This is a genomic window from Bacillus cereus group sp. N31 (assembly GCF_016483245.1).
GTDB classification, from domain to species: Bacteria; Bacillota; Bacilli; order Bacillales; family Bacillaceae_G; genus Bacillus_A; species Bacillus_A toyonensis.
Genome location: NZ_JAEHCH010000002.1, coordinates 69,590 through 91,074, shown reverse-complemented (window position 1 = coordinate 91,074; position 21,485 = coordinate 69,590). Strand labels below are relative to the sequence as shown.

The window sequence follows — 21,485 nt, the reverse complement described above, 5'->3', positions numbered from 1 at the left end:
CTTCCATTTATTTTCTTAGTTGGAGTCCCATTATAAAATCAACAAGAAAGTGTGCAAAGATTGTTATAAATAAATTCCCTGTCCATTCAAATACATAACCAAAGACAAAACTAATAAAACAGACGAAACAAAACAAAAATGGCTTTGTTATATACCGAATATGTAACACTGCAAATACTAAACTTGCTATTATAATTCCGAAATGAGTCTGCATTACACCTCTAAATAAAAATTCTTCTGCAAAGCCAATAACGAACGTAATAACGAGTAAATGCATAACTGACATTCCTTGAAACATCTTATCATTAATACCACCATCATCAAACCAAGACTCTGGAAATACTCGCATTGCAACATAATCTAATAACACAATACCAATCGCTAATAAACTACCTACTATAAGTATTCGTACAGGTTCCCACTTCCAAAGACTAAAAACTTCTTTTGTATCTCGAAATAATATATATGCTAGCAAACAACCAATACCAATAATAATTAGCTGTGTTATATACAGATTCAGCCTTATTTCTTTCGGACTCATATCTTCAACATTATGCCTTTGAATGTTCATCATTCCTCCATCTTTTCTAGGCCGAAAAGCTTTTGTAACTCTGTTTCCCAATTATAGTCGAAATCGGATTGTTGCGCTCGTCTTTTTTTATACTCCGTTTTTGTAATACCACAATAATCGCAGCAATTTTTCAACTCTGTCTCTTTTCTATAACCGAACTGTTGAAGTACATATTCACGCCTACATCCTTTAACTTGTATCCATGACTTCATGTTTTCTAGCTCACTATATTTATTACGCAATCTTATTTCTACTTCAGCTATTAATCTGTTCATGATTTCATCTGACAAGCTCTCTAATATTAGTTTTCGCCGTTGTATGATCCCAAGCCGTTCGAGATGATAGCGGATGAAACGCCAATATTGTTCATTAAATCTTGCTGCATTATAACAAATTTCTTCTACATCTTCTATTGGTAATTCTTTCGTTTGAAACATTCTTTCTTGTAGTAAAGAAAATAAAAATTGTATTTGCGACTTACTTGGCAATTCATCTTCAATAATTGAAATTGGCAAATCGTGATCCAACGGACTACATAATAAAAAGGCTATACTCGGTTCGCCATCTCTTCCAGCTCTTCCGATTTCTTGTAAGTAGGAAGCTATATTAGTCGGATAATGGAAATGAATAATATATCTCGTATTCGACTTATTTACTCCCATACCAAAAGCACTTGTGCATATTACAATTTGCAATTGGTCATTCATAAATTGCTGCTGAATTAACATACGCTCTTCATGTTCCATACCACCATGATAAAAAGCCACACCAGTACAGCCTTTTCCTCTTAAATATTCCGTTAAACGTTCTGTCCATGCTCTACTTGAACAATATACAATCCCAGGCCCCTGTAAATACATCACATGTTCCAAAAGTGCTTCTTTCTTCTCTTCTATCGTCTCTACAAATTGCACTTCCATTGCAATATTTGGACGATCAATAGAGTATGCATGCTGCGAGACATTCTTTAAACTTAAACTCTCTGCTATATCTTGCAGTACATCCTTTGTCGCTGTCGCTGTTAATGCTAGTACCGTAGGAGATCCAATGTTCTCGATTACTACGTTTAATTTTTTATAATCCGGTCTAAAATCATACCCCCACTGCGAAATACAATGGGCCTCATCCACAACAAACATTGAAATATGAATTTTCTTCAATTCTCTTATTAATAAATCCGATTGCAACATTTCTGGAGACACAAAAATAAATTTATAAAAAGCCAATTTTTTCATCGCTTCTCTTTTTTCACTTAATGTCCGAAAACTATTAAATGCAATCACTCGATTTTTCACAACATACTTTAATTGTGTAACTTGATCTTCCATTAAAGATAATAGTGGTGATACAACAAGCACTGTTCCTTCTTGCATTAGCCCTGGGAGTTGATAGCACATAGATTTCCCTCTTCCAGTCGGAAGCATCGCTATAACATCTTTTCCTTCTAATAAGTCTGTAATAACTTCTTTTTGTCCTTGACGAAATTCAGAATATCCAAACCACTTATATAAATATTCCTCAAGTTTCATTTATACCCTCCATCCGTGCCAATACAAGACGGACTTCAAAATAAGATATCTCTTCCCCAACCGCTTGTTTCAAGACACGTAACTTACGTGTTTGTAATGTCTCAATTACTTCTTTTACTTTATCTATTTTGTCTTTCTCCATAAACATCTCAATTGAAAATTCTTTTTCTCGTAAAGCGATTTCTACAAAATGATCTTCTATCGTTGCAACCTTCAAATTCCGAATTGTTGCTATTTCTTCCAGAAAGCGTCCTTGTCTCCAAAGATTATATGTTTTTTTCGTAGATATGCTAAATAAATCAGCCTTCTCATTTGGATAAGATATAATTTCAGCTAATAACGGAAACTCACTTTCTTTATTACGAACTTCTTGAATAATGAAATGAATTGTACCCCAAAATAAAAAATACACTCGAAATACATCTTGTTTCGTAATTTCTGCTAATTGTTGCAACGTACAACCGATGCGTTTATAACCCGTTAAGCGATATGTTACGATTGTCGCCTCTAATGGTTTATTTTTTTGTAAAAGAGTATACATCTCCTTCCACAACCTTTTAGCCAATTCACTTCTCATATATGGTATTCCAGTGAGAAAACGTTTCACCCACATCATTATTTCTGTATCTTGCTGAATTGGAATAAATTTCGTATTCACCTGTTGTAAATTCGAAATGGTTTGAACGATTAATGATAATCTCTTCCAAAATGTTTCACCTATCTCACCATAGTGTAAACCATGTAAACACGTCGGAAAAGCAAAGTCATCTTTCCATTTTTTTAATTGCATGTTACCAGCAGTCGTTACTACGTATGTATTTTCATGTATAGATTGAACTAAATCCGTTTGTAACAACTTTGCAACTTCTTGATCATAATCAGCTCTATTCAATGATTTATAAATCCCAAACAAAAAAGAAATTTGAAACATATTCCCATCTTGTAATGTTTGCGATGACCTCTTTCCTTTTAATAAATAATAAATAGAAGAAACGGTCCTTTCGCCATTCAATTGTTTTAAACAATACAATAAAGTATATTGTAGTTGCATTACCGCTTCCCCTTTCCAATTTAACTTAATTCTTTTTCAATATGATTACAACGTCTACTGTTACTCATTAACCTTATCATATTGGTACCATATGCTTGTACATACTCTATTGTACCAAACGAAATAACATTTACGTATTTTGAAAATCTTATGACATAATTCAAAAATAAGTTGACACTCTAATTGATAAGCATTATCATTATAATTTTATGTTGAAAAGTTTTACAAACCGTTTTACAATAAGGTTATAATTTTTATGGCGAGCTTTTCACATACATATTATCAGGAGGGAAAAAAGATGGCAAAATATACAATCGTTGATAAAGATACTTGTATCGCATGTGGTGCTTGCGGCGCTGCTGCACCAGACATTTATGACTATGATGATGAAGGTATTGCATTTGTAACATTAGATGATAACCAAGGTATCGTTGAAATTCCAGATGTATTAATTGAAGATATGATGGACGCATTCGAAGGTTGTCCAACTGACTCAATTAAAGTTGCTGACGAATCATTTGACGGCGACGCTTTAAAATTCGAATAGTCTTTTATTAACTTCAAAAAATGCCCCTCATATTGATGAGGGGCATTTTTTGTTCCCTATTTTCATTCTACTTAACAAAAAACCATTAGTAGTTTCACACTACTAATGGTTTTATTTTATATGTTATGCATTTTTCATTTTTGCAAACACCCATACTTTCAGGCGTGAGAATAATGCTACAAATACAATTGTTACTACAATTCCTTTAATTAAATTAAACGGTAAGATCGCTGTTACAACAGTCGTTCTTATAGCCTCACTAGACATAGCAGGTGCATTTAAAAACCAAGTGTAAGCTGGGAATATGATGATATAGTTTAATACACTCATAATTAGCGCCATTGTAATTGTCCCTAACATTAGTCCTGTCGTTAAACTCTTTACAGTACGATACTTTCTAAATAAGAAAGCTGCTGGTCCAATAAATAAACATCCTGCAATAAAGTTTGCAATTTCTCCAACTGGCACTCCTACTAAACTACCTTGAATCCCGTAATGTAAAATATTCTTTATTCCCTCTACAATTATCCCCGCAATTGGTCCAAAAATAATTGCAGCAATTAGAGCTGGCACATCACTAAAATCAATTTTTAAAAATGGCGGAAGCCCTGGGAACGGGAAATCCAACATCATTAGTAAATATGCAATACTACTTAGCATTGCTACACTCACCATCTTTACTACACTGTTTTTTTGTTTCATCGTTCTCTCTCCTTTTCCATCGATCATCTCATGGAAAGTGGAAAGGTTCTGCTATGCCTATTTTTTCATAGAATGAAAAAAACCTTTGTGTTTTACACAAAGGGAGAATTTAAGGCACATCAAACAGACGTTCAAATTCCTATCTTTTTTGAACGCTTGAACCTCCATCTTCTCCCATCCAGACTATACTGTCGGCTTTGGAATCACACCAAATCCTGCCTTAACGGCTCGCGGGCTTAGAACGAAATCATAAATAGTTCATCACCGCCGGTCGGGATTTTCACCCTGCCCCGAAGATAGACCGATATTCTATTTTCCCCTTCATTATACAACAACCTAATAACATTGTGAACTAAAAAATTGTAACTTATTTAAAATTAGTTATTTATTTTTTATAACCTATTAATAATTGCAAAATATTTTACAATACACCCCATATTTTTTATTATTAGGCATTTCTCTTTTGAATTCCCTAGTCATATATAATGAAAAGTGATAAGATGTTGAATTGTTAAGATAAGAACATTTTCTGAGTTATGGAGGAAATGTCATGAAGAAAGATAAAAGACACTCTATTCGAGAAGCAATGAAAAAAAACTTAAGAAAAGAATACTTTTACTTAAAAAAAGAATTACTTTTCTACTGTCCAATTGATTTAGGCACATTCTCAAGCGAGACATACTATGCTGCTTTCGATGAAGATGGCATCAGTATTTATCAGTATGATAAAAAAACAGAAAGTAAATTAAAATTGTGCGAGCGTCATCCATGGAAGAGTTGGAATAAAGTGAAGGTTGATCACTATTTGACAACTTCTCAATTTATTTTTCAAGGTAAGCGTAACTGGATATTATCCCTTTTCCAAAAAGGAAAAGAAGCTCAAAAAATTATCGAAAAGCATACATCTTTACAAACAGAAGTTGTTTCTCGCTCTTTCTTAAAAAAACTTCCTGGTTTTCGTTCTAATACACCGTTGAATAAATACATCGGCAGCATTTGTTACACTGCACTTATTGCATTTTTATTAAAATGGATGATTCCATTTCAAGCACCACAAATCGCCCTGTACTCTCTTTCGATTGGTTGTATGCTTCTTGGCTTACTTTGTTTGACAATCGGTTTAATTGAACCGACTATTGTACTGTTTCGAACAAAAGAAAAAACAAGAACAAAAGTTTTTTACTTATATAGCTACTTAGCTATTTCTGGATTTATATGTGTCTTTATTTTTTGGTAAAAGAAGAGCTAGTTAAACTAGCTCTTCTTTACTTTACGTATAATTGTTGATTTGGATAAATTCGCTCTTGCTGCAATCCATTTTTTGCTTTTATTTCCTTAAGTGTCATACTAAATTTCCGTGCAATATTAACTAAAGTATCCCCTTTTTGTACGACATATAATGAGGAAGAAACAACTTCATTTTTTTGTTCATTTAAAACAAGTAATGGATTCATCGCATTCTTTTTCGCCATCGTCCAGCTTCCTTGATGAAGTTCTAAATGTAAATGTGCACCTCGTGATTCTCCTGTGTTTCCTACTTCTCCAATTATTTCTCCTTTTGAAATATAATCCCCTTGAACTACGTGTCTCTTATTTAAATGTGCATACACAGCCTCATATTCTCCATGTTTAATAAATACAACGTTCCCATAACTATTTGAATAATAAGACTTTGTCACCTTACCATCTTGAATAGCTGCCACAGGTGCTCCGATCGGTGCAGCTATATCAATACCGTAGTGTTTTCCATGCCTTGTCCCAAAATAATCACTTATCTGTCCTTCCACAGGCCATGTCCATCGATTTTCTTCTGCGTAAACATGTAATTGAGATAAAAACAGTACAGTCAATAACATGACGCTACATTTTAACACTTTCATATACATCCTCCGTTTTCTAATTACCACCATACCTTCTCTATTTTGGTATATTACAGAAAAAAGTATACAAAAAAAAGAAAGTGAATTACTCCACTTCCTTCTCTTTCTTATCACGAAAAACTAATGCGCTACGGTTATACTCCACATCTTTTACTTGTAATCGAGTATTTATTACTCTAGCTACTGCAAACAAATAATCAGATAATCTATTTACATACTTTAGAACAACTTCATTTATTTCCACTTCTTTTTTCAACGACACGATAGAGCGCTCTGCTCTTCTTACAACAGTACGTGCAATATGAATGGTAGCCGATGCCTCGCTACCACCTGGCAAAATAAAGCGTTCTAATGGTGGCGCTTCTTCTATATACAAATCAATCCTTCTTTCTAAGCTTTCGACCATTTCGATCGTTACTTTATAAGGGATTTTCTCCTCCACTATCGCCAAATCTCCCCCGCAATCAAATAGTTCATGTTGAATATTTTCAAGTTCATTGTAAATATCTCCAAATGCCCCGCCTTGTAGCTTAGTCATCGCATATCCAATATGAGAATTCGCCTCATCTATCGTGCCATATGCTTCTACACGAATATTATCTTTATCCACCCTGCCACCTATTACACTTGTTTTCCCTTTATCTCCTGTTTTCGTATATAATTTCATTTCTTCACAGCACCTCTCTCGTTATTCTTAATTCGACTAAGATAGAAAAAAGTTCTACTATAATTTATTTAATTGATTTTACAAAAAAATAAAAAACAGTAGAACTTTATTTATTATTAACTTTAAAAACATATATCTAAATTATACGATTCGGCAAATATACAGAGAATATAGTTCCTTCTCCAACAACACTTGAGACAGAAATTTTCCCATCATGGCCTTGAACAATATTTTTAGCAATCGCAAGCCCGAGTCCTGTTCCACCCTTTTTCCCGCGTGTTCTTGCTTTATCAGCTTTGTAAAAACGATCAAACAAGAATGGAATATCTTCTTCTGGAATACCAGCACCTGAATCTTGCACTTCGAAAGTAAGACCATTATTTTCCGTATGAATTACAAGTGCAACATGTCCACCTGCATTCGTATGACGAATTGCATTATCAATTAAATTCGTCAACACCTGTTCCATACGGTCTGCATCAAACGGATATTGTTCAATTGGACTTTGGAAATCTACTGTTAGTTCAACTTCTTTATCCTTTGCAATCCCTTGGAATTTACGGCCAATCTTTTCGACAAATGGATGAATATCTACTTCACCAATATGTAACTCTACGTGGCCACTTTCCATACGAGCTAAATCTAATAATTCATTTACAAGTTTACCTAAACGAACGGATTCATCATAAATGATTTGAACAAACTCATTAATTTCCTCTTTCGTTTGCACAATATCATCTAAAATCGCTTCACTATACCCTTGAAGCATGACCATTGGTGTACGAAGTTCATGTGATACATTGGCAATAAAGTCTTGACGCATCTTCTCTAGACGGCGTTCTTCCGTCATATCACGCAACACTGCTACAGCCCCACGAATTTTCGTTTGATTGTAAAGCGGCGTCATAAGAACTACGTAGTTACCTTTTTGCAAATTAATTTCAACAACTTGTTGTTGCTCACTTTCTACAACGCGATGGAATAGTTCCACAAGTTCAGAAGGTAGTTTTTTACTTAGCTCTATCTCTTTTTCTTCTTGCCAAACTTGTAAGAAATTTTCAGCCGGTGGATTAATAACTACGACTTCACCTTCTTGATTTAACGTAATAACTCCATCTGCCATACTACTCAAAATACTAGCTAACTGTTCTTTTTCTTGCTGCAAAGCATTCATATTAAACTTCAACTGTTTACCCATTTGATTTAAGGCCGTTGCAAGCTCACCAATTTCATCCTGAGATACCATAGGAGCCTTTGCATCAAACTTCCCACGTGCCACCTCAAAAGCAACCTCACGCATTTTACGAAGCGGTGCGGTAATTCGAGTAGATAAGAAGAACGCAAAGAAGGTTGTTAATATAATCGCAATCCCAGCCGATAAGAAAATAAAATCAGTCGTTCTCTCCATACCTTGTATTGGTACTTGTAAAGATTCATATACGAACACTGCACTTTGATTTTTTGATTGCACCGGTTTTCCGACAATCATAATATCATTTTCAGTATTTTTATTCTTCCTACTATTAGAAGCTTTTCTTATGTTGTTTTTAATTTCTTTTTTATCTTTAAAAACAGCAGCTAATTCTTTATCTTCTTTTAAATCATCTATTGTTAGCGTAACTAATCCTTCTTGTTTCGGAGAAGATGAAATCTCCTTACCATCTTCTACAATAATGATTCTTGAAAGTGGGTCAGAGAATTTATACGCGATATTCTCAATCGTTTTTACATCGGCACCTTCTTCAATTAACTCTGAAACACTTGTTGCAACTTTCTGAAGCCTAGCTTCACTCATATCAACATAATACGTTCTAAAAAACTGTGAAAGTAAAATCGCAACAAATCCAAGAACAAACGAAACGAGAAGTAATATGGTCATCCATAACTTCCCTACTACACTTCTCCAAAGCATCAGTCGTTCACAACCTCAAACTTGTAACCTACGCCCCAAACGGTAACAATCATCTTCGCAGCATCTGGTGATTTTTTACTTAATTTCTCACGTAAACGCTTTACATGCGTATCCACTGTACGTAAATCTCCGAAGAATTCATATTGCCATACTTCTTTCAACAATTGCTCTCGATCGAATACCTTATCAGGAGCTTTCGCTAAGAATAATAGTAATTCATATTCTTTCGGCGTTAAGTTCACTTCATTACCATCTGCAGTAACACGATGTGCATCGTTATCAATTGTTAAGTGCGGGAACACAGTAACATCTTTCGTCGTTGTATCTTGTGTAAAGAATGTTGTTGGTACAGCACGACGTAACACCGCTTTCACACGAAGCACTACTTCACGTGGGCTAAATGGTTTTACAATATAATCATCCGTTCCAACTTCAAATCCTTGTACCCGATTTACTTCTTCACCTTTTGCCGTCAACATAATAATTGGTGTCGCTTTTTTCTCACGAACCCCTTTGCACACTTCGATACCATCTTTACCAGGCATCATAAGATCCAATAAGATTAAATCATAATCATTTTGCAACGCCATTTCTAAAGCTGTATCACCATTATCTGCTTCCTCAATAGTGTATTGCTCTCTTTCTAAGTACATTTTCAATAAACGACGAATGCGATCCTCATCGTCTACAATTAAAATTCTAAATTCATTTTCCATTTCTACCCGCTGCATATTTTCACATCAGCGGTTCACACCTACCCTTCTACACTATTATGTTGCGCTATTCTCGGTTATTTAAGCACTCCTCTAAATGTTTCACTTCCCACTATTATGCTTCACAAGAATAATAAAGTTTGTTCAATTTTTTTCCAAAACTATGTATTTTATTTGAACAGTATATTATGTCCTCGACATCATTTTACAAAATCAACCGCTACTTTGTCATGTTTTTCTCAAAAAAGAAGAAAATTTGACAAAAATAAAATAGGAAAGTGACATACACTCTCCTATTTTATTTCTCTATGCATATGAATGTAAACCCGCAATGATTAAGTTCACTACAATAAAGTTAAACATAATGATCGCAAAACCAATTACTGCAAGCCACGCTGATTTTTCCCCATGCCATCCTTTAGATAATCGTAAATGTAATACTGCCGCATAAAAGAGCCACGTTATAAGTGCCCAAACCTCTTTCGGATCCCACCCCCAAAAACGCGTCCATGCTATTTGAGCCCAAATCATCGCAAAAATTAGCGCACCTAATGTGAAAACTGGGAATCCAATTGCAATAGATCGATATCCAATTTCATCTAATAAATCACTATTCGTATTCTTTACTAGTGGCTGAAGTGCCGCTGATACTCGTTTACGTAAAACAAGTCTTAATACAACATAAAGTAGTGTTCCAACTATTACTGACCAAATAACAGTATTTAATTTTTTCGCATTTACAATCGCTGGAACTTCGACTGTCGGTTCTAATTTATTTTCTGTCAGTAACTTCCCTTCATGTGGTCCAACTAAAGCTGGGAGATTATACTTCATCTCGACTTGTTGTTCATTTTTATCAATCCATTGAAACTTAGCTTCATATTTCATACTGGAGAATACTGTCGTTACCGCAATAAATCCAACTGTACAAACAAGTGTGAACACTACCGTTTCTAACCAAAATGTACGTTTACTTCTCGTTGATTGATCTACATTTTTCAATAAATACATAACGCCCGTAATAAAACTAATTGCTAAAATTGCTTGTCCTGCTGCTGCAGTCGTCACGTGAATGTGTAACCAGTTACTTTTTAAAGATGGGATAAGCGGGGATATTTCCCTCGGGAACATACTTGCATAGGCAATTAATAAAAGAGCAACTGGTAATGCAAATAGTCCAATTATACTTACGCGGTACATAAAATACATTACAATAAATGCTCCGACAAGCATCATACCGAAAAACGTACCGAATTCGAAAAAGTTACTAACTGGCGCATGACCTGATGCAATCCACCTTGTAACAAAATATACTGTTTGTGCTATAAATCCTAAAATTGTAATCGTTATTCCTACATTTGCCCATTTATGACCCTTTTCTTTAATTGCTCCCCCAAAAAATAGAGTTGCTATTAAATATAAAATAAATGCGGTAAAGAGAAAGTTACTACTTATTTGCACCATATCGTTTCCCCACCTTAACTAATTTTTTTATCAATTACTTTATCATTTGGCTGTGGAATTGCTGTACCTTCTAGTATTCTTTCAATATCTTTCTTTAAACCGAACCAATTTTTATTCGTATGTCCTGCAATCCACCATTCATCATTAACACGTTGTATCCAAATACGGCGATGATTCCAATACATACCTTGAATGACACCAACCATAAATATAAATCCTCCAATACCAAGAATCCAAAGCGTTAAATCTTTCCTAACCGTTAGAGCTGTCGCATTTTGCATTTCAACACCTGCAAATGACATTTTATATTTGTTGTTTCCATCTGCTTCTATATTTTGCTGAATACCAACGAAACTCACTTCACCATCTGGCGTCTCAGGCGTAAACATTTTAAATACGAATGCAGGGTTGTTTGGTAATTTTGTTTTTGTATTCGGTTTTCCATTCTCATCAAAATAAAAATCTGGAAAATAGCTTAATAGTTCTAAAGAATAACCATTTCCTAAATCGTATTTTTCTGTAGGATTCGCTAAATCTACTTTAATTGGTCCCCACTTTTGATTATTTTCTTTGTTTTGCAAGTGGAAGGACATACTTTTAAATTCACTTTCTTTATAATCCACTTGATACACTGCAAATTGATCAAATTTCAATGGCTCATTCACGCGAATTTCCGCTTCTTTTACTTTTTCTAATTTCGGTTTTTGCCCTGCTATATTTTCGCCTACCGCTTTATATAATACTGCATTCGTTTGGAAGTTTTTCGCAATCATTTTATCCCCAACACGGTCTATCGCTTCATCAAAAACTTCCTTATCCTTACTTTTATCATAAACTTCTTTTATAAACTTCTCATTTTTTAAATAGTATTGACCATCCGTCCCTGGTACTTCTTTCGTTTCACCATCACGTAACCAAAGAGCTTCGTCTACGTACATACTCGGTAAAAAACGAAGCATCGCACCGAATAAAAAGATAATAAGGCCGATATGATTTACATATGGACCCCAACGTGAGAAACGTCCCTTTTCCGCTAAAACGTTTCCGTCTTCCACTTTCACGTTATAGTTTCTTTTCTTTAAATTCTTTTGCACTCTTTCCAAGTCGCCATCTTGCGGAGTACCAGTCCCGTATAATCTTTGTCTCTTTAAAAAGCTAGGATGTCTTTTTACCCCTTGTTTTTTTAAAGCTTTATAAAGGGGAATAACACGGTCTAAACTACATATCACAAGTGAAGTACCGATAGAAGCAATTAAAATCATGTACCACCATGAACCGTATAAATTATTAAATCCTAATTGATAGTATAATTGCCCTAAAAATCCGTATTCCTGTTTATAATATTCAGCTGGTGCAATTCCTGGCGTTATGTACATTTCTTGCGGAAAAATTGTTCCTATCGCTGATGCAGCTAAAGTTATTACGATTAGCCATACACCTACTTTTACAGAAGAGAAAAAGCTCCAAATTTTATCGACTATCGTTTTTGTTTGCGTGAGAGATCTCCGCGCACTCCCCTCATAGCGCATATCCAATAGTTTTACATTTTCATTGCTTTCAAATGGTTTCCCACAAGCTTCACAAAAAATGGTTCCTATCGGATTAACATGTCCACACTCACATTTAATTTCTTTCAACACTCTCACCGCCCCTGTATCTATATGTACTATTGTATATTCTAACCTCAAGTTACCGCAATACTCAGAATTTTTAAATCAGAGGCGCTATAGACATGCACCTCTTATGTAAAGGCTTTCTTTATTACGGAGTAATTTTCTTTAAATAGCCTTCTAACTGTTCTTTCGTTTGTTCACCTATAATTTGCTCCACTACTTTTCCATCTTTATCAATCAAAAAGCTTGTCGGTAATGGACCTACTCCATATGTGCCTATGATTTTTGTTCCTTTATCAATGGCAACTGGGAATTTCAAATCATATTGTTTCACAAAATTCTTAACAGCAATATCTGTTTCATCTGCATCTAACGCAATAATTTCAACGCCTTTTTCTTTATACTTTGGATATAATTCATTCATATAAGGCATTTCTTTTTCACAAGGTTTACACCAAGTTCCCCAAAAGTTTAAAAATACACCTTTACCCTTTAAGTCCTTTAATTCAATTTTCTTTCCTTCCAAATCCGTCACAACAAAATTAGGTGCTTCTTTCCCAATTTGCATTTTCTCTTTATCAGTGAAAAACCCTTGATAAAGGGTAAATCCTACAGCACCGCTTAAAATGAGCAGGATGATAACACGAAATAATAAGCGATTTTTCTTCATCTTGTCTCCCCTCTCCTCGGTAAATGGTATGTATTCTTTTCTGTAAATGTTATATTGAATAAATCACCAGCAGAGCACTCCACTGGTGAAATTTTAACTCTATAGCTTATCTTGGCTTTGTAGAAGCAAGCGCGCGTAATTGTTTTACCTCATGTGGTGTCAATTCTCTTGCATCACCAGGTCGCAAACTACCCACTTCTAAAAAGGCATAACGTTCACGTTTTAATTTCACTACTTTACAGTCTAACGCTTCAAACATACGACGTACTTGACGGTTACGACCTTCGTGAATTGTTAATTGTACAATCGCCATCTCTTTACGCTTGTCCCAAGAAATAATTTTCACATTTGCTGGTGCTGTCTTCCCGTCTTCTAATGTAACACCTCGTTCTAACATGCGAATTTTCTCACCTGTTAATGGCCCTTTTATTTTTGCAACATATGTTTTTTCAACTTTATATCTCGGGTGCATTAATACATTAGCGAAGTCCCCATCGTTTGTCATTAATAATACGCCAGACGTATCATAATCTAAGCGTCCGATTGGGAATAAACGTTGTGTAATTTCAGGGAAAAAGTCTGTTACAACATTTCTTCCTTTATCATCTGATACACTTGAAATTACGCCAGTTGGTTTATATAGTAAAAAATAAACAGGTTCTTCTTTTTCAAGAGGGATGTTATTTACTTCTACTTTATCTTGAGGAGTTACCTTTGTTCCTAACTCCTTCACTATTTTTCCATTAACTTTCACTTTTCCTTGCTGAATTAATTCCTCAGCCTTTCTTCTCGATGCAATACCTGCTTGTGCAATCACTTTTTGTAATCGTTCCATTTCTTTTTTTCACCTCGAATTTATCTTACCTTACATTAGAAAGACTTGGCAACCGCATACGTTTTACGACTGTTCGCCTCGTCTCACTTAAACAACATAGCGATGATATTAAACATATAAAGGGCAAATCATGTTTTTATCCTTTATTATTGTCCATATTTTTCATATTTCTCACAATAAAAGTTCATCATTTTGTCAAAAATACTGCATAAAAAAACCACTATTAAGCTACACCTTAATAGTGGTCGTATACGTATTATAAGCGAAATAGCCTAAAAAATGAATAGTATTACTGAAACAATAAAGAAACAAACACAATTGAGCAAATAATCCCGATTAAATCTGCAAAAAGCCCTACTTTTAATGCATCCCCCATTTTTCTAATCCCAACAGCTCCGAAGTATACTGTTAAAATATAAAAAGTCGTATCTGTACTCCCTTGCATCGTAGAAGCTAATCTCCCAATAAACGAATCTGGTCCATATGTTGCAATTAAATCAGTCGTAATACTTAAACCAGCAGAACCCGAAATTGGACGTATAAGCGCAAGTGGAACGATTTCTGCTGGGACATGAATTAAATCTAACATTGGCTTCATTACAGATATCATCGCATCTAAAGCACCTGATGCCCGAAAAATAGAAATGGATACAAGCATTCCAACCATAAACGGTAAAATGGAAACTGCAATTTGAATCCCTTCTTTTCCTCCCTCAACGAACGATTCATACGTTGGGACTTTCTTTATCGTGCCATATAAAAGGATAAAACCAATTACACAAGGGATTACCCATAATGAAATTGTATTTACAATACTCATTTTTTCCGCCCCTTTCTACTCCTTCTTCGGTAAAAATAGCGGTCAATCCAAATTGCCCCAATCATAGAGAGCACTTGTGCAATGAATGTTACCCCAACAATTTCAGTAGGATTTGCTGATTCATAAGTCATTCGAATCGAAATGACGGTAGTAGGAATTAAAGTAATAGCTGATGTATTTAATGCTAGAAACGTCACCATAGAGCGACTGGCCGAATCCTTCCCTCCATTTAATTCTTTCAGTTGTTCCATCGCTTTAATACCAAGAGGAGTTGCTGCATTACCTAGTCCAAAAAAGTTCGCCATCATATTCGATAGAATAAATCCCATTGACGGATGATCCTTCGGTATTTCTGGAAACAACCTTTTTACTATCGGCATAAAAAGTGTAACTAACTTTTTTAACAACCCTGCTTCCTCTGCAATTTTCATTAAGCCAAGCCAAAATACTAAAACGCTAATAAGTCCTATGCAAATCGTTACCGCATCTTTTGACCCGTCAAATACAGCTTTCGTTACTTCTTCCATCGTTCCGTTTATCATGGCATACACAATCCCTATGACCGCCATCGCTGCCCAGACGAGATTAACCATCGTTCCCAACACCTATCATGTAAGAAAAAATTTCCTTCACATTGTTCCAATACATACCCGTTGCAGCTACTAACTTCCGTTTACTATAAAATAAATTCCGTTCTCCGACTTTTTCATTACCAACATAAATGTCTGTCTTCCCAACCTTTACTCCATCCGTAAGTTTTGCACTTTTATCGAGTTCAACTTTTAATACTACGTTCTTTTTTTCTTCTTCAGTTAACGGTACCGAAAAACTATTTTTCGTATAAACATGATTGGCATATTTCTTTTCATTTATTTCAGCAAGCGCTCCTTGTCCTAAAACTTTTGTTTGCTTAAAACGTTCAAACCCTTTGTCAAATAGATTCATATGATCATCCCAATCACTAGAAGCACTCAAAGTTACGACAATTAAATCTAGTCCATCTTTTGATGCCGTTGTAACAAGCGTTCGTCCTGCTTTTTTCGTAAAACCTGTTTTCCCACCTGTTGCAAATTCATAATAGGATGTCACAAGCTTATGTTTATTTTTCCACGGATAATCCCATGAATTTGATTTATACGTTTTTGTGCCAAAAATTTTCTTAAAGGTCTCGTTCCCCATTGCATATTTCGTTAACAGTGCCATATCATAAGCCGAAGAATAATGAGAGCCATCTCCATCCAAACCATGAGGATTTGAGAAGTGAGTATCTTTCATTCCAATTTGTTTCGCCTTTTCATTCATTAAATATACGAACCCCTCTATACTCCCTCCTACATTTTCAGCAATTACTTGCGCTGCGTCATTACCTGATCTAAGCATAAGTCCGTATACTAAATCCTCTAGCTTCACTTTCTGTCCAGGTTTTAAATAAATCGCCGATCCTTCCACCCTGACTGCTTCATTACTAACTGATACCATTTCTTTCATTTTTCCTGATTCAGCAGCTAACAAGGCTGTCATAATTTTTGTTATACTAGCAATTTTTTGTGGCTCATGTTCTGCTTTTCCGTATAATACACGACCAGAACTTTGCTCCATTAATACAGCATTTCGAGCGCTAACATTACTGTTCATCTTTGCATATGTAGGAATCGGCATAACGCTTGCGTACATAATAAGAAGCGTAATGATTACACAAATTCGTCTCATATTTCCTCCCACGTCCTTTTGGCACTTTTTGTACAAGTGTATGCTTGGCCTTTTAAAATATGAACGAAATCTTCCTTCTGCCCCCATTAAAAAAGACGCAAAGAATTTGCGTCTAATATGGTGTCCATTCAATTTGTTTCGCAGTTTCAAATCTTTTTTCTACATCAGGCCAATTCACAACATTCCACCAGTTTTTAATATATTCATCTTTTCGATTTTGGTATTGTAAATAATACGCATGTTCCCATACATCTAGTACAAGGAGCGGTATCGTATCCCATTGTGTAAACAATTGATGAAGTGTACTCTGCAAAATTTCTAACCTTCCAGATCGGGGGACCCAAACGAGAATCGCCCAGCCCGAACCTTCTACTTTAGAGGCTGCTTCCGTAAAATGTTTTTGAAAACGTAAAAAGCTCCCAAAATCTTGTTCAATTTGTTGTGAAAAATCCCCTCTTGGACTTCCACCACCATCTTTTTTCATGTTATTCCAAAATATCGTGTGTAAATAATGTCCTGATCCATGAAAAGCCGCTTCTCGTTCCCAATGCTTAATTAAATCAAATTGATTGGTTTTTCTCGCTTCCTCCATCATCTTCTCTGCTTTATTTAACCCTTCTACATAACTACGATGATGTTTATCATGGTGTAACATCATAATTTCTCTAGAAATATACGGCTCTAACGCATTATATGGATAAGGTAATGGCGGGAGTGTATGCCCTCCAATTGGAACAGCTCGTTCACTATCCCCTCTTTCATATAGTTCATATTCCTCTTCTTGCATAAATACTTCCTGCAGATGATGTTGAATATGTTCTACATCATCGCTTATTTCATACATAAACTCCGCATCCGTTTCGTACTCATGCTCTTTCATACGCTCTAATAATGTCTGAATTTTATAAGCAAGCATATGGACATCATACACTTCCATTGCGCGGCTATCTAATACGTGAAGAACACTTTCACACCAACTTTCTACTTCATGAAAGTAATCTGTAAATACACCTTGCTGACTCATGTTACACCTCCTTATTGCTATCCACTTAAATATATTCAATGAAAATCCCTTATATAACTGTACAAAAGGAAAAGAAGCTAAGTCTCCTTAGCTTCTTTTCCTTAATTAGTATTTGTGTAACATCTTCGTTTGGTAATCTGTCTCATAATATTCTAGTTCTTCACGCATCAATTGAAATTTACCTTCTAAATTCTTCATCACTTGCTCTATAGATGAAGGTGGTGTTTGTTGAAAAACGATAGAATTTTTTCCTGTATATGCAGATCGACTATTTTCATACCAATGATCACTCTTCGGGGAAAAAAACTCTGCAATAACTTGATGATATATCTTATATAAAATTTTTTCAGCTGCTGTTTTTCGAAATGGCTGGCTATTCAGCAAAACAAAACATGCATCATGTCCTTCTTCGCAAAAAACGAGAAGACGTCTCATTGATGCTAATAACCCTTTATAATATTGCTCGTTCCCAGCTGGTGTCTCTTCTAATAAAAAAGGCAACGTATGATAATTTACATAATTGGTTATCAAAGTAATCGCATCTTCTAAAAATATAGAAACTTGTTCTGTTTGATTTTCAACCATCAAATTAGACATTTCTTCCCTCTCCCTTTCCATTTCACGCTATTTCTATTCTTTTATTTTTATGTAATTCAGCCAATATTTCTTGTACTTTCAACACTGTTCTCTCATCAAAATATTGTTGAAATTCTTCTATATTATTTAAATATAAACGTTTTTGCGCACGGAGCTCCTTATCTTTCACTAAACAACATATCGCTACAATATCCCGTAAATATATGTCTTGTTCTTCTACTTTACACACTGGATTTCCTTCAAAAGGAGTAATTTCTTGTATAACTTCTTCAAAATAGCGAACGTATAAAACTGAAAAAGTTTTCTCTTTATCATTTAATATATATGTCACTTCAGATCTGTTAAAAAAATCTTCTGATGTATTAGGTTTTGCTTTCTCTAACTCATGCCCCGCATAACCTATTATAATCATATACTTCCCCTCTCTTCCTTCTTTCACTCCATTTTAACTTAACTTTCTGATAAACGAAATATTCTTTTAAATATACCTATATAAAAAATAGCTTACCTATACAGGAATTTACCTTTTTATTTTTCTTGAAGTTTGTCATAATAATATTATTGTCTCAGTTTTCTTATACAAGGAGAGTTGTATTTATGTCGTTTTCATGGAAACGTTTCTTACAAATCGGGAAAATTATCTTCCCATTTGTTGTATTAACAGTTGTATTCTTTCAAGCAAAAAAAGAATTAGCGGGCATTTCTTTTTTAGAAGCGATTGATACAATTAAAAACATTCCAACTGGAGGAGTCTTTTTAGCAATTACACTTGGTGCATTCGCTGTATCAACGATGTTCTTTTATGATTATGTTATGCTTCGTTACTTAAAAGCTGATATACCTGTCCAAAAGATTTTCCGTATCTCATGGATTGCGAATACTTTAAATGGTTTTATTGGATTTGGTGGCCTCGTTGGAGCTGGTGTACGAACAATGCTTTATCGTCCATACATAAAAGAAAATGGCAATCTTATTAAAAGTATTGCCTGGATGACGACTGCCTTTATTAACGGATTAGCCATACTTTCATTCCTCGGTCTTATCGGAATATTAGACACAAGATTTATTTTGCATGAAAAACCGTGGTTATGGCCTGTCCTTATCTTCTTTGCCCTTTTCGTCCCTATATACATCGGCTTTTCTAAACTTAAAAATAGAAAAACAACGCAAACCGAAGGACAAGAAGAGGAAGAGAAAAATCCAACTGTTTTATACTCATTAGTTTCATTAGTCGAATGGGTATCTGCTGGTATCGTTATGTACGTCATTTTAATACTGTTTGGAATTGAAGTTGACTTTCAAAAGTTTTTAGGTGTATATGTAATTGCTGCCTTAGCTGGCGTCGTTAGTCTTGTCCCTGGTGGGCTTGGTTCATTTGACCTTGTCTTCTTAACTGGACTAGGACAATACGGCATTGATACAGGTGTTTTACTGCCTGCTATGTTATTATATCGCCTCGTCTATTACATTTTACCATTCTGCCTTGGTCTCATTTTTGCGGCTTTCGAAATGACAGGAGTGGCCATTAAAAAGTTTGAAGATAAACCTTTTATTGCGCCTGCATTAGAAACCACTGGCGTTATATGGACTTTGCAGCGTGACTTTCTAGGGAAATTAGGTTCATGGGCATCTGCTGCTTTAACAGTATTTGCTGGCTTAATGGTTATTTTATCGACTATTTTACCAACAAGTATAAACCGGGCACACGCCTTACATATTTTAGCTCCAAAGCATCTGATTCAGTTTTCTTTTAGCTTATCGCTAACATTCGGTATTCTCCTTCTAATCCTTTCAAGGGGAATATATTACGGAACAAAACGTTCTTATTATATGACAATTATTTCTTTAATTGGAGCCGCTATCTTTAATACGCTAAAAGGAATTGATATTGAAGAAACATTTATTTTGTTAATCGTACTCGCTGTATTATATATGCTTCGTAAAAGATTCGTACGCGAGAAAATGGAAGTCTCACTTTCTGATATCGTAAAAGTTTTTATATTCTTACTTGTAACGTTATATTTATATAAAAACTTAGGTATTTTATTTGCAGGTGCAAAAGAAGCTTTTAAACCTGATTTCGTCGTTCGTAATATTACCCAAGTGAAACGAAGTGCATTAGCAGCTGCCTTTTTCGTTCCTACTTTTTTACTAATTGGCTCACTCATTGCCAATCGTTATCGAAATGAATTTCCCGGGCAACCAGCAAATGATAAAAGGTTACAAAACTTCTTAGATGAACACGGTGGAAATGTACTTAGTCATTTAGGTTATTTAGGAGATAAACAATTCTTCTTTAGCAGTGATGGGAAAGCGCTCCTTCTCTTCTCCATAACTGGAAAACGTCTTGTTGTATTAGGTGATCCAATTGGTGACCCTTCCTCCTATCGTAATGTGTTGCAAGAGTTTTTAGCTGAAGCTGATCGATTTGGATACATTTGTGTATTTTATCAAATCGAAAGTAAATGGATGAGTTTATATCATGATTTTGGTTATAACTTCTTTAAACTTGGTGAAGAAGCTGTCGTTGATTTAAATACATTTACAATAACAGGAAAGAAACGCGCTGGTATGCGAGCGACTTTCAATCGTTTTGAAAGAGAAGGCTATACATTCTCTATTCATCAGCCGCCATTCTCAGACGAATTATTCGAAGAGTTACGGAAAGTTTCTGATGCATGGCTCGGTGGAAAAAAAGAGAAAGGTTTTTCACTCGGATACTTCGATCGTGAATATATTAGCCGTGCTCCTATCGCTACATTATCTGATGCGGATGGAAAGATTATCGCATTCACAACCTTTATGCCCGTATATCAAAACGGATCATTGTCTGTTGATTTAATGCGCTATTATCCAGATGCACCTAGTGGAATTATGGACGCAATTTTCATCCACTTATTCCAATGGGCAAAAGAAAATGAATATCACTCCTTTAATATTGGTATGGCGCCACTTTCCAATGTTGGGTTATCAACACAATCATTTTGGTCTGAAAGAGTTGCTGCTGCAATCTTTAATAACGTTCGTTATACGTATAGTTTCAGCGGATTACGACATTTTAAAGAGAAATACAAACCAGCATGGAGCGGTAAATATTTAGCATTTAGGAAGAATCATTCTTTACCAATTACGATGCTCTCTGTAACAAAACTAATAGGAAAAAGAAAAAACAGCTAAAAA

General features: G+C 35.0%; 21 protein-coding genes and 1 riboswitch. Of the genes, 3 read left to right on the top strand and 18 right to left on the bottom strand.

Annotated elements, in window-relative coordinates; genetic code table 11:
• Window positions 1–7 precede the first annotated feature (7 nt).
• From JDS81_RS04740 to JDS81_RS04730, 3 genes are read right to left on the bottom strand one after another with little or no spacing between them, the layout of a single operon-like run.
• A complete protein-coding gene (locus tag JDS81_RS04740; protein ID WP_001025774.1) occupies window positions 8–571 on the bottom strand; it encodes a CPBP family intramembrane glutamic endopeptidase in 564 nt (187 codons plus the stop codon).
• A complete protein-coding gene (locus JDS81_RS04735) occupies window positions 571–2,100 on the bottom strand; it encodes a RecQ family ATP-dependent DNA helicase (protein WP_000762984.1) in 1,530 nt (509 codons plus the stop codon). Before JDS81_RS04735 ends, JDS81_RS04740 begins: the two co-directional genes overlap by 1 nt.
• Window positions 2,090–3,151: a YpbB family protein gene (locus JDS81_RS04730; protein ID WP_097954477.1), complete on the bottom strand. Its 1,062-nt coding sequence runs from the start codon at window positions 3,149–3,151 to the stop codon at window positions 2,090–2,092. Before JDS81_RS04730 ends, JDS81_RS04735 begins: the two co-directional genes overlap by 11 nt.
• Window positions 3,152–3,449: 298 nt before the next feature.
• On the opposite strand from JDS81_RS04730, the gene JDS81_RS04725 reads away from it, so the two are divergent.
• Window positions 3,450–3,698, top strand: coding sequence for a ferredoxin (locus JDS81_RS04725; protein ID WP_001151993.1), 249 nt, complete (start codon window positions 3,450–3,452; stop codon window positions 3,696–3,698).
• Between the two features lie 123 nt (window positions 3,699–3,821).
• Here the strand turns inward: JDS81_RS04725 and JDS81_RS04720 are convergent, their stop codons facing one another.
• Window positions 3,822–4,400 (bottom strand): ECF transporter S component, encoded by a 579-nt coding sequence (locus JDS81_RS04720; RefSeq protein WP_000810844.1) that lies wholly within the window; start codon window positions 4,398–4,400, stop codon window positions 3,822–3,824.
• A gap of 162 nt (window positions 4,401–4,562) precedes the next feature.
• Window positions 4,563–4,702, bottom strand: a riboswitch (FMN riboswitch).
• 248 nt (window positions 4,703–4,950) lie between these two features.
• On the opposite strand from JDS81_RS04720, the gene JDS81_RS04715 reads away from it, so the two are divergent.
• Window positions 4,951–5,637, top strand: coding sequence for a hypothetical protein (locus tag JDS81_RS04715; RefSeq protein WP_097954476.1), 687 nt, complete (start codon window positions 4,951–4,953; stop codon window positions 5,635–5,637).
• A gap of 28 nt (window positions 5,638–5,665) precedes the next feature.
• Here the strand turns inward: JDS81_RS04715 and JDS81_RS04710 are convergent, their stop codons facing one another.
• From JDS81_RS04710 to JDS81_RS04645, 14 genes are all read right to left on the bottom strand, one after another.
• A complete protein-coding gene (locus tag JDS81_RS04710; protein ID WP_097954475.1) occupies window positions 5,666–6,280 on the bottom strand; it encodes a peptidoglycan DD-metalloendopeptidase family protein in 615 nt (204 codons plus the stop codon).
• An 85-nt stretch (window positions 6,281–6,365) separates the two neighbouring features.
• Window positions 6,366–6,947: a cob(I)yrinic acid a,c-diamide adenosyltransferase gene (locus JDS81_RS04705; protein WP_000781255.1), complete on the bottom strand. Its 582-nt coding sequence runs from the start codon at window positions 6,945–6,947 to the stop codon at window positions 6,366–6,368.
• 136 nt (window positions 6,948–7,083) lie between these two features.
• The gene (resE, locus tag JDS81_RS04700; protein WP_097954474.1) at window positions 7,084–8,859 is read right to left on the bottom strand and encodes a sensor histidine kinase ResE; all 1,776 of its coding nucleotides are present in this window, start codon (window positions 8,857–8,859) and stop codon (window positions 7,084–7,086) included.
• Window positions 8,859–9,575 carry a DNA-binding response regulator ResD gene (gene resD / locus JDS81_RS04695; protein ID WP_000426665.1) on the bottom strand — a complete coding sequence of 239 codons (717 nt, stop codon included), beginning with the start codon at window positions 9,573–9,575 and terminating at the stop codon, window positions 8,859–8,861. The genes resE and resD overlap by 1 nt, the downstream gene beginning before the upstream one ends.
• Before the next feature lie 303 nt (window positions 9,576–9,878).
• Entirely contained in the window at window positions 9,879–11,036 is a 1,158-nt protein-coding gene (gene resC / locus JDS81_RS04690) for a cytochrome c biogenesis protein ResC (protein WP_000250078.1), read from the bottom strand.
• A gap of 14 nt (window positions 11,037–11,050) precedes the next feature.
• Window positions 11,051–12,676, bottom strand: coding sequence for a cytochrome c biogenesis protein ResB (gene resB, locus JDS81_RS04685; protein ID WP_000910514.1), 1,626 nt, complete (start codon window positions 12,674–12,676; stop codon window positions 11,051–11,053).
• Between the two features lie 121 nt (window positions 12,677–12,797).
• Window positions 12,798–13,319 (bottom strand): thiol-disulfide oxidoreductase ResA, encoded by a 522-nt coding sequence (gene resA, locus JDS81_RS04680; protein WP_000742208.1) that lies wholly within the window; start codon window positions 13,317–13,319, stop codon window positions 12,798–12,800.
• A 106-nt stretch (window positions 13,320–13,425) separates the two neighbouring features.
• Window positions 13,426–14,154, bottom strand: a complete 729-nt coding sequence (gene rluB, locus JDS81_RS04675) for a 23S rRNA pseudouridine(2605) synthase RluB (RefSeq protein WP_000440550.1) — start codon at window positions 14,152–14,154, stop codon at window positions 13,426–13,428.
• Between the two features lie 289 nt (window positions 14,155–14,443).
• Window positions 14,444–14,974, bottom strand: a complete 531-nt coding sequence (gene spmB / locus JDS81_RS04670; protein WP_000029515.1) for a spore maturation protein SpmB — start codon at window positions 14,972–14,974, stop codon at window positions 14,444–14,446.
• Complete coding sequence (spmA, locus tag JDS81_RS04665; RefSeq protein WP_000247802.1) at window positions 14,971–15,567, bottom strand: spore maturation protein SpmA; 597 nt, start codon at window positions 15,565–15,567, stop codon at window positions 14,971–14,973. The genes spmB and spmA overlap by 4 nt, the downstream gene beginning before the upstream one ends.
• Window positions 15,560–16,684, bottom strand: coding sequence for a D-alanyl-D-alanine carboxypeptidase DacB (gene dacB, locus JDS81_RS04660; protein WP_001252633.1), 1,125 nt, complete (start codon window positions 16,682–16,684; stop codon window positions 15,560–15,562). Before dacB ends, spmA begins: the two co-directional genes overlap by 8 nt.
• A gap of 112 nt (window positions 16,685–16,796) precedes the next feature.
• Window positions 16,797–17,708 carry a superoxide dismutase gene (locus tag JDS81_RS04655; protein WP_097954473.1) on the bottom strand — a complete coding sequence of 304 codons (912 nt, stop codon included), beginning with the start codon at window positions 17,706–17,708 and terminating at the stop codon, window positions 16,797–16,799.
• Window positions 17,709–17,813: 105 nt separating this feature from the next.
• Window positions 17,814–18,305: a YpuI family protein gene (locus JDS81_RS04650; protein WP_000067560.1), complete on the bottom strand. Its 492-nt coding sequence runs from the start codon at window positions 18,303–18,305 to the stop codon at window positions 17,814–17,816.
• Window positions 18,306–18,327: 22 nt separating this feature from the next.
• Window positions 18,328–18,717 carry a hypothetical protein gene (locus tag JDS81_RS04645; protein ID WP_000583780.1) on the bottom strand — a complete coding sequence of 130 codons (390 nt, stop codon included), beginning with the start codon at window positions 18,715–18,717 and terminating at the stop codon, window positions 18,328–18,330.
• A 185-nt stretch (window positions 18,718–18,902) separates the two neighbouring features.
• Between JDS81_RS04645 and mprF the strand changes: the two genes are divergently transcribed.
• On the top strand, window positions 18,903–21,482 hold the full coding sequence (gene mprF, locus JDS81_RS04640; protein WP_097954472.1) for a bifunctional lysylphosphatidylglycerol flippase/synthetase MprF: 2,580 nt from the start codon (window positions 18,903–18,905) through the stop codon (window positions 21,480–21,482).
• Window positions 21,483–21,485 lie beyond the last annotated feature (3 nt).